Source organism: Advenella alkanexedens (assembly GCF_019132845.1).
In the GTDB taxonomy this organism is placed as follows: Bacteria; Pseudomonadota; Gammaproteobacteria; order Burkholderiales; family Burkholderiaceae_B; genus Advenella; species Advenella alkanexedens.
In genome coordinates this window covers 118,046-131,827 of the sequence record NZ_JAHSPR010000005.1, presented here as the reverse complement: position 1 = coordinate 131,827, position 13,782 = coordinate 118,046, and the positions used below count along the sequence as shown (strand labels likewise).

Here is a 13,782-nt window from a genome sequence, read left to right as displayed (position 1 = left end):
ATGCCAACAGCGCTTGCCTGACGGCTATTCTTGAGTGGCTTTTTCCACTTTATCACCTGCTTGCCAAATTCGATATTTCACTTCCACATCAGACGGTGTATAAACCACAATTGGCAAACGGCTATTGTAATCAAGCAAAAAGTCATTGCCACCAAGCTGAACAAACTGCTCGGTCAAATCCTGATCAGGACAAGCCATCAAGGTTGCCATGGGGCCATTTAATGCCTCAATGCTGTAATAAGGATACCCCCACCCCTCAAGAGTGTGCTCTTTAAGTTCCCCACCAAAAAACTGCCGATTGCAGTCAACCTTTAAAGTCTTGCCCACCATCAATTGCACTTTCAGATTTTCCTCTTCGGGCACGGATGGAAGATCAATGACTTGCCGCACCTGGCTTGGCTTGGCTGCCGGATAAGGCACTTTGGGATCAATGCTGCCAGCGTTTACATTAAACGCAATCATACCCATACAAAAAAACAAATTAAACCGTTTAAGATTGCTCATATTCAAGGTTCACCTGTTGTTGGATTTTTCAATTACAAAATAAATGGCGATCAGGACAATCCAATCGCCGGGGTTATCTGCGGGTTTATCTGTTTAACCCTTATTGACAAAGCAATAGCTTCAACCTATTCTAGCTTAAAAGCGTAACAGACAATAATTCACATTTACTGGAGTAGACATGAAACGAAACAATTTTTTGCGCACTCTTTTTACCGCTGCTGTCATGTTCAGCAGCGCTGCCTATGCACAGGTTAGTGTCATGCTACCCGCCAACCCGGGTGGTGGCTGGGATGCTACCGGCCGCCAGGCATTTAGTGCCATGAACAAGGCGGGCATTTATACCGGCCCCGTTAACTTTACCAATAAAGGGGGTGCTGGCGGTACCATCGGTCTGGCGGAATTCCAAAACACCCAGGATGGCAAAGCCAATGCATTGGCTGTTTTTGGTGCTATTACGGTAGGATCCATCACACTAAACAAATCCCCCATAGACCTAAGCAAATTCAAGCCAGTGGCTCGTTTAACGGCTGAATATCTGGTTATTGCCGTCCGTCCCGACTCTCCCTACAAGAATCTGGATGATTTTGTCAAAGCACTCAAAGAAAACCCAGGCGGAACGCCCGTCGGTGGTGGCTCAGCCGGTGGTGTTGACCATATCGCCCTGGCCCTCTTGGCACAAGCTGGTAACGTACCTGTCAAAGATCTGAATTACATTCCACAGGCCGGTGGTGCCGATACCGTTACCGGCATTGTCAACGGAACCCTCAAGGCAGGTATTTCCGGCATTTCAGAATTCCAGCAGTTTGCCAAATCAAATCGGGTGAAAATCCTCGGTATTACCTCGGCAGAACGCATGGAAGGCCTGGACGTCCCCACTTTCAAGGAAGCCGGTTTCGATGTTGAAATTGCCAACTGGCGTGGTATTTTGGGTGCCCCGGAAATGCCAGAGGACAATTACAAACTTTGGGTGGATCGCTTCACTCAACTGAATGACAGCGCAGAATGGAAGCAGGTTCTGCAAACTCAAGGCTGGGATCAGTTTTTCCTTGCTGGCGCTGAATTTGGTGATTTTATAAAAAGCGAAAGCGAGCGTATTAACACCATTCTGAAGGATGCAGGTCTTGTCCAATAAAGCTGTTCCATCCGCTAATACAACACCCCAACCACCTGCAAAGCCCTGGTGGCTGGGGCTGGTGGTTGTATTCATGGGTGCGGTTTGCCTGTATTCGGCCGACGAGCTTGCCAATACTGCCAGATACTCTGCCATTGGCCCAGGCCTGTTTGTGACCGGAACCGGTATCGGGCTGATCGTACTTGGCGTGCTTTTACTTATACAAATAGCACGTGGTGAGAAATTCGAACCACAGGATACTGAAAATGCCGAAGGTGACACGCCCATGGATAAACGGGCGTTTTTCATTGCCCTTGCAGCTGCCGTTGTTCCGGTTTTGATTATTGAGCATTTGGGGCTTCCCATTACCGCGATGGTGTCATTTACCCTGGTAACACTGGCTTTTGGTTCAAAACAAATTGTGCTGAACCTCATTTCCGGTTTCATACTTGGCTCGGCCAGCTGGTATTTATTTAGTCTGCTAGGGCTTCAGCTCGGAGACTTTATTCCTTTGCTGGGCATTTAATCCTCCTGCCACATTAATAATTCAAGTTAAATATGGATACACTGGGTTTACTGCTTCATGGGTTTGACGTTGCCCTTACCCCTACCAATCTGTTTTGGGCACTGATAGGTTCCACACTGGGCACTGCCATTGGTATTTTACCTGGCATTGGCCCTGCCCTTACCATCGCCCTGCTTTTACCGGTTACGGTTTCTGTAGGACCGGTTTCTGCCTTCATTATGTTTGCGGGTGTTCTTTATGGGGCCATGTATGGCGGGTCCACGACCTCTATTTTAATTAATACCCCCGGTGAAGCCGGCTCCATGATGACTGCCCTGGAAGGTAACAAAATGGCCCGGGCAGGAAGAGGTGCCGCTGCACTGGCTACCGCAGCCATAGGGTCTTTTGTCGCAGGCACACTCGCTACGATTGCGCTAACTTTTGCGGCCCCTTATGTTGCGGAACTGGCTTTTTATTTCAAGCCTGCCGATTATTTTGCCTTGACTATTCTGGCGTTTACTTCAGTTGCTGTCGTCATGGGCAGCTCCCGGGTTCGTGGTTTTATTTCCCTGTTTATTGGACTGGCCTTTGGAGTCATCGGTATTGACAATATGACCGGTCAACCCCGTATGACTTTAGGGTTTGCGGATTTGCTGGATGGTATGGAGTTGACTGTTGTTCTTGTCTCCCTGTTCGCAGTGGGTGAAATCATTTACGTGGCCAGTCGCTATAAAAACCAGAAAGATGAAATCATTTCCGTCAAGGGCGGAATGTGGATGAGCAAATCCGACTGGAAACGCTCTTTCATGCCATGGATTCGTGGCAGTGTAATTGGTTTCCCAATGGGTGCGATACCAGGTGGCGGATCTGAAATACCCACCATGCTTTCTTATACTCTTGAAAAAAACCTCTCCAAGCACAAAGATGAATTTGGCAAGGGTGCTATTGAAGGTGTCGCAGGCCCGGAAGCGGCCAATAATGCGGCAGCAGCGGGTATTCTGGTACCTCTGCTCACGCTGGGTTTGCCAACCTCTGCCACCGCCGCAATATTGCTGGCAGCCTTCCAGAATTTTGGCTTGCAACCCGGGCCTTTTTTGTTTACCAGCAATCCCGAACTTATTTGGGGGCTAATTGCCTCGCTGTATATTGGCAACGTTATGTTGCTGGTGCTTAACCTGCCACTCATTGGGATTTGGGTCAAACTCCTGCTCATTCCAAAACCACAGTTATATGCCGGCATTCTCGTTTTTGCCATGATTGGCATTTGGGGGGTCTCAGGCTCGGTTTTTGACCTGGCATGCATGGCCTTGATCGGTTTAATGGGTTATGCCATGAGGGTGTATGATTTTCCCATCCCTCCCCTGTTAATTGGCTTGATTCTGGGACCTATGGCAGAAAACCAGCTGCGTACCGCACTGGCTGCCGGACAGGGAAATCCGGCAGTCTTGGTAGAGAGTCCAATGTCTATCATTTTCCTGACCCTCTCTTTCCTGTTCCTGTTTGTACCCTTCCTGCTTAAACGCCTGCGCAAGGTTGCCTGAAAATAGCCAAGCCTCTTCCTTAAGCAGTTTTATTCTGTATCCGGGTCAGGGGCAAGGCTGTTTTATACAAAACCTGCTTAAGCGCAAAGCTTGAACGGATCTTGTCAATACCCGGTATTGGGGTTAACTGCTCCAGGATGAATCTTTCCAGTGCCCCAATATTGGTAACCGCCACCCTGATCAGATAATCAGAGTCGCCAGTCATTAAATAACATTCCATGACTTCATCGTGCTCGGAAATTCGTTGCTCGAAATCCGCAAGTGCCTGTTTGTCCTGGGATTTCAGACTGATAGAAATAAAAACATTCAGATCCAGTCCCAGTGTCGAAGGATTGGCCAGGGCCACGTAACGGGAAATAATACCGTTTTCTTCCAGCGCCTTGACACGTGACAGACAAGGTGAAGGCGATAAATGCACTCGCCTTGACAACTCCACATTACTTAAAGAGCCGTCTTTTTGAAGTTCATCCAAAATTCTAAGGTCTACCAAATCCAGTTTCATAAAATGCTGCCATAAATAATATTTACAGTATTTTATGCTGAAATTGCTATTTTTACTCAAAAAATTCAGCATCTCATTTTTGGGTATTTTAATTAGAATATCAAGCAGGATATTTAAAATAAATGGCTAATAAAAAGGAGGGAATCGTATGAATGCCCCATTACCCAAACCTATTGAGACAATGATGAAGACCCTTTTGCAAACAGATATTGATCCGCAAGAGACCCAGGAATGGAAAGACTCATTGCATTCACTGGTCGCCACCCATGGCCGTGAACGGGCCGCATTTATCCTGGATGAATTGTCTGTATTAGCCCAACAATTAAAAATAAGCTGGCAACAGAAAACGGCTCCCGTGAATAGTTGTTCCTACGTAAATACCATTTCTCTTGATCAACAACCTGCTTATCCCGGCAATATCAAGATAGAAGAAAAACTGGGTGCCTTGATACGCTGGAATGCACTGGCCATGGTGGTCAGGGCCAATAGCGCCTATGGTGAATTGGGGGGGCATATTGCCAGTTACGCCAGTGCTGCCGATTTGTTTGAGGTGGGTTTCAACCACTTTTTCAGGGCCCGTGAAAACTCAGAAAACGGCCATAAGGGAGATCTGGTATTTTTCCAGCCTCACAGTGCTCCTGGAGTTTATGCCCGCGCCTTTCTTGAAAACCGCCTGACTGAAAAGGACTTAAGCTTTTTTAGGCAAGAGTTGCGTGCCAACCGTGAAGGTGCACAAGGCTTATGCAGCTACCCTCACCCGTATCTGATGCCTGATTTCTGGCAATTTCCCACCGGATCTATGGGAATTGGTCCCATCAGTTCCATTTACCAGGCCCGTTTCATGCATTATCTGACACATCGTCAGTTGCAAAACTGCGAAAACCGCAAAGTATGGGGCATTTTTGGTGACGGCGAAATGGATGAACCCGAATCCATGAGCGCACTGACATTGGCTGCCCGTGAAAAACTGGACAACCTGGTTTGGGTCGTCAACTGCAATTTACAACGTCTTGATGGCCCGGTTAGGGGAAATGGACAAGTCATCAAAGAACTGGAACGCCTGTTTACCGGTGCCGGATGGAATGTCATTAAAGTGCTATGGGGCAGCGACTGGGACCCTCTGTTTGCCAAAGACCTGACGGGTGCCTTGACAAAAGCTCTTGGCGAAACCGTTGACGGACAAATGCAAACCTTTGCCGCTAACGATGGTGCCTTTAACCGTGAGCATTTTTTTGGGCAAAATGAAGCACTTCAACGGTTGGTTGAAGGTATGAGCGACGAACAAATCGACAAGCTCCGTCGCGGTGGTCATGATATAGTCAAAATTTACGCGGCATACGCGGCTGCCGTCAATCATAAGGGACAGCCCACGGTTATTCTGGCCCATACCAAAAAAGGTTATGGCATGGGCAATGCAGGCCAGGGGAAAATGACCACCCATTCACAGAAAAAACTCGGGGACACCGAGTTGCTTGCCTTCAGGGATCGTTTCAATTTGCCGTTAAGCGATGAACAAACCCTTAACCTGGATTTTTACCGACCCGATGAAAACAGCGAAGAAATACGTTATTTACATGCACAGCGTCAAAAACTGGGGGGTTATTTACCCAAGCGCTATACCGATACACCAACACGCCAGGCTTCACCGGTAGAACAATGGGCCGGTTTTGCCTTGCAGGCCGAAAATAAAAACATGTCCACCACCATGGCTTTTGTACGCATGCTAGGCAACCTCCTGAAAGATAATGAAATCGGCCAGCGGATTGTTCCCATTGTCGCTGATGAAGCACGCACTTTCGGCATGGCCAACCTGTTCAAGCAGGTGGGCATTTACTCTAGTGTAGGCCAACAGTATGAGCCCGAAGATATCGGTTCTATCCTGAGTTATCGTGAAGCACTTGATGGCCAAATTCTTGAAGAAGGCATTAGTGAAGCAGGGGCCATTTCCAGTTGGGTGGCTGCGGCAACCAGCTATAGTGCTCATGGTACTCCCATGTTACCTTTTTATATTTATTATTCCATGTTCGGTTTTCAGCGTATTGGGGATTTGATCTGGGCGGCAGCCGACCAGCGCCCGCGTGGTTTCCTGATTGGTGCCACCTCGGGCAAAACCACTCTTGGCGGCGAGGGTTTGCAGCACCAGGATGGTTCCAGTCATATCTGGTCTGCCACCATTCCCAATTGCAAATCTTATGACCCGGCTTTTGCGGGTGAACTGGCCGTTATTATTGAACAGGGCACGAAGGAAATGATGACGGAGCAAAAAGATGTGTTTTATTACATTACCGTCATGAATGAAAACTATCCGCAACCTTCACTGAAACCCGGGATGCGTAAAAATGTCCTTAAAGGTGCTTATCATTTCAGGCACTACCCGGCACAGTCAGTATCTGGAACGCAAGAAAAGAATGCCGTCACACTGCTGGGTTCCGGTGCCATTCTTACCGAAGTCCTGGCTGCCGCCGGGGAATTGTCCTCACAAGGCATTGCATGCGATGTTTTCAGCGTTACCAGTTGGACCGAGCTGGCCCGTGACGGCCAACGCAGCGAACATTCAAGCAATTCTTCCGACCAGCCAGCAATGCCTTTTATTGAAGAACAATTGCAAAACAGTAAAGGGCCAATTATTGCCGCCAGCGATTACGTCAGGATGCTGCCCGAATCAATCCGTGCTTATGTACCGGCAGGACGCAAATACATCACCCTCGGTACGGACGGATTTGGCCGAAGCGATACCCGCGCTGAATTACGTCAACATTTTGGCGTCAACGCACAGGCTATTGTTCAAATGGCACTTAAACAACTGGCTTGATAAAAAATATAAAAAATGGCACGTATTTTTACGTGCCATTTCAAACTACCTTCTGAATAAGCTGCAACTAGGCTGCAACACCCTCGGAATTGGTTTCTTCCTCGGTCACTGAAGTACGAATGATGTGATCAAAAGCACTCAAAGAAGCTTTTGCACCTTCGCCAATTGCAATCACAATCTGCTTGTAGGGAACCGTGGTTACATCACCGGCGGCAAACACCCCGGGAACCGATGTCTGGCCTTTGGCATCAATCTCGATTTCACCGTGCTTGCTTAAATTAACAGTACCTTTGAGCCATTCTGTATTGGGTACCAGACCAATCTGGATAAATACGCCTTCCAGATCGATTTTATGGATAGCTTCGGTTGTGCGGTCTTTATAAGACAAGCCATTTACCTTGTTGCCATCACCATGAATCTCGGTGGTTTGGGCAGACACAATGATATCAACGTTAGGCAAGCTGCGCAGTTTACGTTGCAATACATCATCGGCACGCAACAGGTCTCCGAACTCAATCAATGTCACATGGGCTACGACACCGGCCAGGTCGATTGCCGCCTCTACACCCGAGTTACCGCCACCAATAACGGCAACCCGTTTACCTTTAAACAATGGACCATCACAGTGCGGGCAGTAAGCAACACCCTTGGTACGATATTCCTGTTCACCGGGAACATTGATGTTGCGCCAACGGGCACCAGTCGCCAGAATAACGGTTTTACTTTTCAGTACGGCACCATTTTCCATCCTGACGGAAATTTCCTTATCGCCAGGAATCAGTTCTTCGGCACGCTGCAGGTTCATGATATCCACATCATAGGCACGTACGTGCTCTTCAAGCTGGGCGGCAAAACGGGGGCCTTCGGTTTCTTTGACAGAAATAAAGTTTTCGATAGACATCGTATCCAATACCTGACCACCAAAACGCTCTGCGGCCACACCGGTGCGAATGCCTTTACGGGCGGCATAAATCGCAGCGGCAGCACCAGCAGGACCGCCACCAATCACCAATACATCAAAAGGATCCTTGGCATTGAGCTCTTCGGCCTTGCGGCTGCCTGCATTGGTATCCAGTTTGGCCAAAATTTCCTCTACACTGGATCGACCTTGACCAAATGGCTCACCATTCAGGAACATGGTGGGTACTGACATGATCTGGCGACTATCGACTTCATCCTGGAACAAGGCGCCATCAATGGCAACGTGCTTGATCCGCGGGTTGATGATTGACATGACGTTTAATGCCTGGACAACGTCAGGACAGTTTTGGCATGACAATGAGAAATAGGTTTCAAACTTATAATCGCCATCGAGATTACGGATCTGTTCAATGACGGACTCATCCAGCTTGATCGGATGCCCACCGACCTGCAACAGGGCAAGTACGAGTGAAGTGAATTCATGGCCCATCGGAATACCGGCAAACTGAACGCTGATATCGGTTCCGGGGCGATTAATGGTAAAAGATGGCTTGCGTGAGTCAGTACCTTGTTCATTCAAAGTAACACGGTCTGAAACAGAAGCGATTTCCTGCAATAACTCTTTCAGTTCCTTCGATTTAGCGCCATCATCCAGTGAAGCAACAATTTCGATAGGCTGTGAAACCATTGCAAGGTAAGTTTTTAATTGTGATTTGATATTTGCATCTAACATGATGATGAACTCTCCGGATCTTGATTTATTTAGCTTTGGGGGATAAGGTTCGGGCAAAACCCGAACCTGGCAACCTGAAATAAATTCAGGTTGCAATTATGACTGACTGAATTGACAGTTAATTAGATTTTGCCAACCAGATCCAGTGAAGGAGTCAATGTAGCAGCACCTTCTTCCCATTTGGCTGGGCAAACTTCACCTGGGTGAGCGGCAACATACTGGGCAGCTTTAACTTTACGCAGCAGTTCAGAAGCATCACGGCCAATACCGTTGTCGTGCACTTCCATCACTTTGATTTGACCTTCTGGACTAATAACGAATGTACCACGCAGAGCAACACCCTCTTCAGCAATCAGAACTTCAAAGTTGTTGGCCAATACGTGGGTTGGGTCACCAATCATTGGGTATTTAACTTTAGAAATCGCGTCAGAAGTGTCGTGCCATGCTTTGTGTGAGAAGTGAGTATCGGTTGATACTGCGTAAACTTCCACGCCCAGTTTTTGGAACTCGTCATAGTGATCAGCCAAGTCTTCCAGTTCTGTTGGGCAAACAAATGTAAAGTCAGCAGGGTAGAACACAACAACAGACCATTTGCCTTTCAGGCTGTCCTGGTTAACGTCAATGAATTTGCCGTTGTGGTAAGCCGTTGCGCTGAAAGGTTTGATTTCTGTATTGATTAATGACATTTCTTTCTTCCTTTATTTGTTGGTTAGAAAACTTAATATGTGACCAGTATAGCCCGATACAGTTAATATGTATAATTTATTGTTTTTATAAGCATGTTTAGTTTTAACTATAGCGGATATCCCAGTCACATAGTTATACTATATCAGAACATTATTGCAATTTAATGTTTTAACCCCAGACTGGCGGCGGGTAATCTTAATACTACCCGCAACCCACCAAAAGGAGAAGAAGCCGTCACGACAGCCCCTTGATACAAATCAGTCAAATCACGAACGATATCCAGTCCCAATCCGGTGCCCGGTTTTTTTTCATCCGCCCTGATCCCTCTTTGGAAAATCAGGTCTTTTTGGTTTTCCGGCAACCCTTCCCCATCATCATCAACCGTGATGACAATGTCATTCCGGACCTGTGCCACGGTTACGCTAATGGCATGACTGGCCCATTTGCAGGCATTATCCAGTACATTACCAAGCATTTCCTGAAAATCCTGCTCTTCACCCCTGAAGGCACAATGATCTTCCTGCAAATGCAAACGGATATCCAGATTGCGCTCTGCGTACAAGCGTTGCATCACCCTGATAAGGGCTTCCAGCGATTTCTTTACCGGTGTGCGGCTGGTGCTGGCCTGCATGGCAGCGGCAGCCCTGGCTCTGGCCAGATGATAATTAACCTGTCGCTGTGCCATGGCAACCTGTTCCTGGACCAGGGCAGAAAAGGACGTTTGTTCTTTGGCTGCTGCATTGGATAAAATGGCCAATGGGGTTTTGACGGCATGCGCAAGATTACCGGCCTGCGTTCTTGCCCTTTCAATCACCTTGGCATTCACATCCAGAACCTGGTTAAAATCATTAACCAGAGGTTCGAGCTCTGCGGGAAAATCACCTTCAATATGCGACGTTTTTCCCTCATGAACATCAGCCAGGCTTTTCCTGAGTCGGCCAAAGGGACGCAACCCCAAAATAACCTGTATCGTCACCGCCACCATAAGACCGATAGCCAATATGGTTAATGCCAATATCAACATATTGCGAAACCGCTCGGCAGGCAAGGCGACAATATCGTGGTTAACAGCCACCACCAGCCGCAAGGGATATGAGGACTCTTCTTCCGGTTGAATAATTCTGCCCACAGCGTCCAGTACAGTGCCATCGGCATCAGTGATTGTAAAATCCTGCAGTGCCGTACTGGTATTGCCAATGTCCGAGGTGGGCAACACATTGTCCCAAAGTGAACGGGAACGCAACAGCCCTGTGGTTGCCGTCCGCCCTTGCCCATCCTGCTGGTCTATTTGCCAGTAAAGGCCCGATAAGGGCTGATCAAAGCGTGCATCGCTAAGTGCATGTGGAACACTGACTTTGCCATCGGGATCAACCGCTACAAAAGACAGCAGCTGGTTAAGGTGCAGGGTCAGCTCTGCCCTTACCTGCTGCATCATATGTTGCTTGAACAGGCTATTTAGCCCCCAACCGGCAACGATAATGGTTAACAAAACCCAGGCCAATGTGCCCGCCAGCAGACGAAACCTGAGCGATGACCAGAACGACAAGGCGGTTTTACGTGGCATCATGATTTTCTAGACCAGTCGATACCCCATTCCTCGCACCGTTTCTATGGTACCCGCAGGCAGCTTCTTGCGCAGGCGTGCAATAAAAACCTCGATGGTATTTGAATCACGATCGGCATCCTGGGCATAAATATGTTCGGTCAGGATGGAACGGGAAATCACTTCCGCGGGATGATGCATAAAATACTCCAGCACCTTGAACTCATGACTCGTCAGGGCAAGTGGCACGCCATCGACACTGACCCTGGCATTACGCGTATCCATTTCAATGGGGCCATTTTTAAGAATGGCATTGGCATGGCCACTGGTACGCCGTAACAAGGCCCTGACTCTTGCCAGCAGCTCTTCCATATGAAAAGGCTTGGTCACATAGTCATCAGCCCCGGCATCAATACCCATGACCTTTTCATGCCAGTTATCCCGTGCGGTTAAGATTAGGACGGGCATGGCAAGTCCGGCCTCACGCCATTTTTTCAACACGGAAATACCATCCATCAATGGCAAACCAAGGTCAAGAATGGCCAGATCAAATGTTTCCACCTCTCCCATGAACCAGGCATCTTTTCCGTTCATGGCCACATCCACCACATACCCGGCATTCTCCAGTGTTTCTTGCAATTGCAAGGACAAGGTCGGCTCATCTTCCACAACCAGTATGCGCATTAGTCGTTTCCCTGTCTGTTTTTATACACTTTTTTGCCTTTTTTCTTCAAAATCGAACCGTTTTCGGCATCAATCACCAATTTAAGCATTTGACCCGAGCCCTGGACCAACTTAATTTCATAAAGCCAGCGGCTTTTACCTTTATCATCGTCGTCATCATCATGGTCATCCTCATGCTCAAATTCGATCTTGACCACCTGCCCGCCAAATTCTTTTTCCACTTTTTCAAGCACTGTACGCAAAGGCATGATTTTGCCCTCTGCCAAGAGCTGTCGGGCCCGTTCATGATCATCGGAGTCCGCATAAGCATGCGCGGAAAACAATAGGGTACAAGCCAGCAGGCCACCCAGCACTCCGTTATAAAACCTCGTTCCTTTCATGGTGTCTCCTGCATTTGAGCTCATTAATCATCAAATTCTTTATATCACAGGAAAGATGAACGAAACATGAACAAATCCTTCAGATCCTATTCATTTATCTCCATGCATAATGCGTTCATGATCAATACCGATCATATCGAAACTACGGAGAATGACCATGAAAACTACTCGTTTATTAACTGCCCTTACCCTTGGTTCCAGCCTGATTTTTTCTGGCGCTGCCCTGAATACCGCTCTGGCTCAAACCACAACAGCTCAAGTGCAGACCGCCCCCGCCCAGTCACGTTTGAATATCAAACAGATTTACGACAAGGTGGAAGCGGCCGGCTATACAAATATCACCGAAATCGATCTGGATGATAACGTTTATGAGGTCAAGGCACGGAACCAGGAGAATCAACGCGTGGAACTCAAGCTTGATCCAAAAACCGGAGAGATCATCAAAACCAAAACAAAAAACAAATAACGATTGATGAAATTGATGAATCCCTGTCCTGAACAATCAGCGTAAAGGTGGCGCGCATGAAAACACGGCTTATTTTCTTTATATCACTTATCACCCTGGCCTGGGGGTATGATGTATTTTACCTGAACCCGCTCCGGCAGGGAGCCTTGCCGTGGTTGATTCAAAGACAGGGGCTTTATTTAAGCGGCCTGTGGGCGATTGCACTCATGTCGCTGGTCATGGTGCTTTCCATTCGTCCGGCCTGGCTTGAAAAGCCACTGGGCGGCATGGATAAGATGTACCAACTGCACAAATGGGCAGGCATTCTGGGCATTTGTGCGGCCGGCCTGCACTGGTTGCTGGATATGTCCAGCGACCTGCTCAAGTCCTGGGTTGGCACAACAGGACGCCCCCCAAAGGGCGACCTGACCGAGTTTGCCGCCATGTTCCGTTCTTTTGCCAAAGACAGTGGTGAATTGATTATTTATGCCCTGCTTATCATGCTGGTGCTCACCCTGTGGAAAAAATTCCCTTACAAATTCTGGCGTTATGTCCATAAAGTGATGCCGGTTTTCTTTCTGTTACTGGTCTTTCACACAATCGTGCTTGCACCAGCCAGCTACTGGGTACAACCCATCGGCATCCTGCTTGTTATCCTGTTTGTACCCGCCTGTATTGCCAGCATCATTTCCCTGGCCGGTTTAATCGGCAAACCACGTCAATCAGAGGGCACCATTGAGTCCATTCGGGTTCATGATGAAGACATGACGGAAATCACCTGCAAAATGAATGCCTCCTGGAAGACGCACCATGCGGGACAATTTGCCTTTTTGACTTTTGATCGACACGAAGGTGCACACCCTTTTACCATCTCCAGTGCACCCGGGAATGACGGACGTATCAGTTTTCAGATTAAGGCACTGGGTGACTATACCCGTCACTTATCCAGAAAGATCAAGATTGGTCAAAAAATCAAGGCGGAAGGTCCATACGGTTGCTTTGACCTGAGCCATCTGGATGCCAGCTCGCACCATACCATGATTGCCGGTGGTATTGGCATCACCCCGTTTCTTTCATGGCTGGAAGCATCTCAGAAATCGCCGGACACCACACCTTCAGCTGACTTGCATTATTGCTTGCGTAATGCGCAAAAAGATCCCTTCATTGAACGTATCCGGCAACTTTGCGAGACACTGCCTTCTGTCAGGTTGCATGTGCATGAAAGTGAAAAAGGAAATTACTTCAATGCAGAAAAACTGGCTCTTGCACTGGCGCAAAAAGATCGTACCGCAATCTGGTTTTGTGGTCCAACCAGCCTGGCTGACAATATTAAATCAAACCTGAAGAAATGGTGGCATGGCAAATTCACTTTCCATCAGGAGGCCTTTGAAATGCGTTAAAGCAGCTTACAACC

General features: G+C 47.9%; 13 protein-coding genes. 6 read left to right on the top strand and 7 right to left on the bottom strand.

What is annotated here, in order from left to right; translation table 11 throughout:
* Positions 1 to 24: 24 nt before the first annotated feature.
* The gene (gene eco / locus KU392_RS08225) at positions 25 to 504 is read right to left on the bottom strand and encodes a serine protease inhibitor ecotin (RefSeq protein ID WP_217735063.1); all 480 of its coding nucleotides are present in this window, start codon (positions 502 to 504) and stop codon (positions 25 to 27) included.
* Positions 505 to 682: 178 nt separating this feature from the next.
* On the opposite strand from eco, the gene KU392_RS08220 reads away from it, so the two are divergent.
* From KU392_RS08220 to KU392_RS08210, 3 genes are read left to right on the top strand one after another with little or no spacing between them, the layout of a single operon-like run.
* The gene (locus tag KU392_RS08220) at positions 683 to 1,636 is read left to right on the top strand and encodes a Bug family tripartite tricarboxylate transporter substrate binding protein (RefSeq protein ID WP_169294502.1); all 954 of its coding nucleotides are present in this window, start codon (positions 683 to 685) and stop codon (positions 1,634 to 1,636) included.
* The gene (locus tag KU392_RS08215; RefSeq protein WP_246587384.1) at positions 1,626 to 2,141 is read left to right on the top strand and encodes a tripartite tricarboxylate transporter TctB family protein; all 516 of its coding nucleotides are present in this window, start codon (positions 1,626 to 1,628) and stop codon (positions 2,139 to 2,141) included. Before KU392_RS08220 ends, KU392_RS08215 begins: the two co-directional genes overlap by 11 nt.
* 32 nt (positions 2,142 to 2,173) lie before the next feature.
* Positions 2,174 to 3,661, top strand: a complete 1,488-nt coding sequence (locus KU392_RS08210) for a tripartite tricarboxylate transporter permease (RefSeq protein ID WP_217735062.1) — start codon at positions 2,174 to 2,176, stop codon at positions 3,659 to 3,661.
* A 19-nt stretch (positions 3,662 to 3,680) separates the two neighbouring features.
* On the opposite strand, the gene KU392_RS08205 is transcribed toward KU392_RS08210, so the two are convergent.
* Complete coding sequence (locus KU392_RS08205) at positions 3,681 to 4,163, bottom strand: Lrp/AsnC family transcriptional regulator (RefSeq protein ID WP_169294505.1); 483 nt, start codon at positions 4,161 to 4,163, stop codon at positions 3,681 to 3,683.
* Positions 4,164 to 4,311: 148 nt separating this feature from the next.
* Between KU392_RS08205 and mdeB the strand changes: the two genes are divergently transcribed.
* Positions 4,312 to 6,975, top strand: coding sequence for an alpha-ketoglutarate dehydrogenase (mdeB, locus tag KU392_RS08200; RefSeq protein ID WP_217735061.1), 2,664 nt, complete (start codon positions 4,312 to 4,314; stop codon positions 6,973 to 6,975).
* Between the two features lie 67 nt (positions 6,976 to 7,042).
* Here mdeB and ahpF read toward each other — a convergent pair whose 3' ends face one another.
* From ahpF to KU392_RS08175, 5 genes are all read right to left on the bottom strand, one after another.
* Positions 7,043 to 8,629, bottom strand: a complete 1,587-nt coding sequence (ahpF, locus tag KU392_RS08195) for an alkyl hydroperoxide reductase subunit F (RefSeq protein ID WP_217735060.1) — start codon at positions 8,627 to 8,629, stop codon at positions 7,043 to 7,045.
* A 122-nt stretch (positions 8,630 to 8,751) separates the two neighbouring features.
* Entirely contained in the window at positions 8,752 to 9,315 is a 564-nt protein-coding gene (gene ahpC / locus KU392_RS08190; RefSeq protein WP_169294508.1) for an alkyl hydroperoxide reductase subunit C, read from the bottom strand.
* Between the two features lie 161 nt (positions 9,316 to 9,476).
* Positions 9,477 to 10,883, bottom strand: a complete 1,407-nt coding sequence (locus KU392_RS08185) for an ATP-binding protein (protein ID WP_217735059.1) — start codon at positions 10,881 to 10,883, stop codon at positions 9,477 to 9,479.
* A gap of 6 nt (positions 10,884 to 10,889) precedes the next feature.
* The gene (locus tag KU392_RS08180) at positions 10,890 to 11,543 is read right to left on the bottom strand and encodes a response regulator transcription factor (protein WP_169294510.1); all 654 of its coding nucleotides are present in this window, start codon (positions 11,541 to 11,543) and stop codon (positions 10,890 to 10,892) included.
* Positions 11,543 to 11,923 carry a PepSY domain-containing protein gene (locus tag KU392_RS08175; protein ID WP_217735058.1) on the bottom strand — a complete coding sequence of 127 codons (381 nt, stop codon included), beginning with the start codon at positions 11,921 to 11,923 and terminating at the stop codon, positions 11,543 to 11,545. Before KU392_RS08175 ends, KU392_RS08180 begins: the two co-directional genes overlap by 1 nt.
* A gap of 157 nt (positions 11,924 to 12,080) precedes the next feature.
* Between KU392_RS08175 and KU392_RS08170 the strand changes: the two genes are divergently transcribed.
* Positions 12,081 to 12,389, top strand: coding sequence for a PepSY domain-containing protein (locus KU392_RS08170; RefSeq protein ID WP_169294512.1), 309 nt, complete (start codon positions 12,081 to 12,083; stop codon positions 12,387 to 12,389).
* A 56-nt stretch (positions 12,390 to 12,445) separates the two neighbouring features.
* The gene (locus tag KU392_RS08165; RefSeq protein ID WP_169294513.1) at positions 12,446 to 13,768 is read left to right on the top strand and encodes a ferredoxin reductase family protein; all 1,323 of its coding nucleotides are present in this window, start codon (positions 12,446 to 12,448) and stop codon (positions 13,766 to 13,768) included.
* Positions 13,769 to 13,782 lie beyond the last annotated feature (14 nt).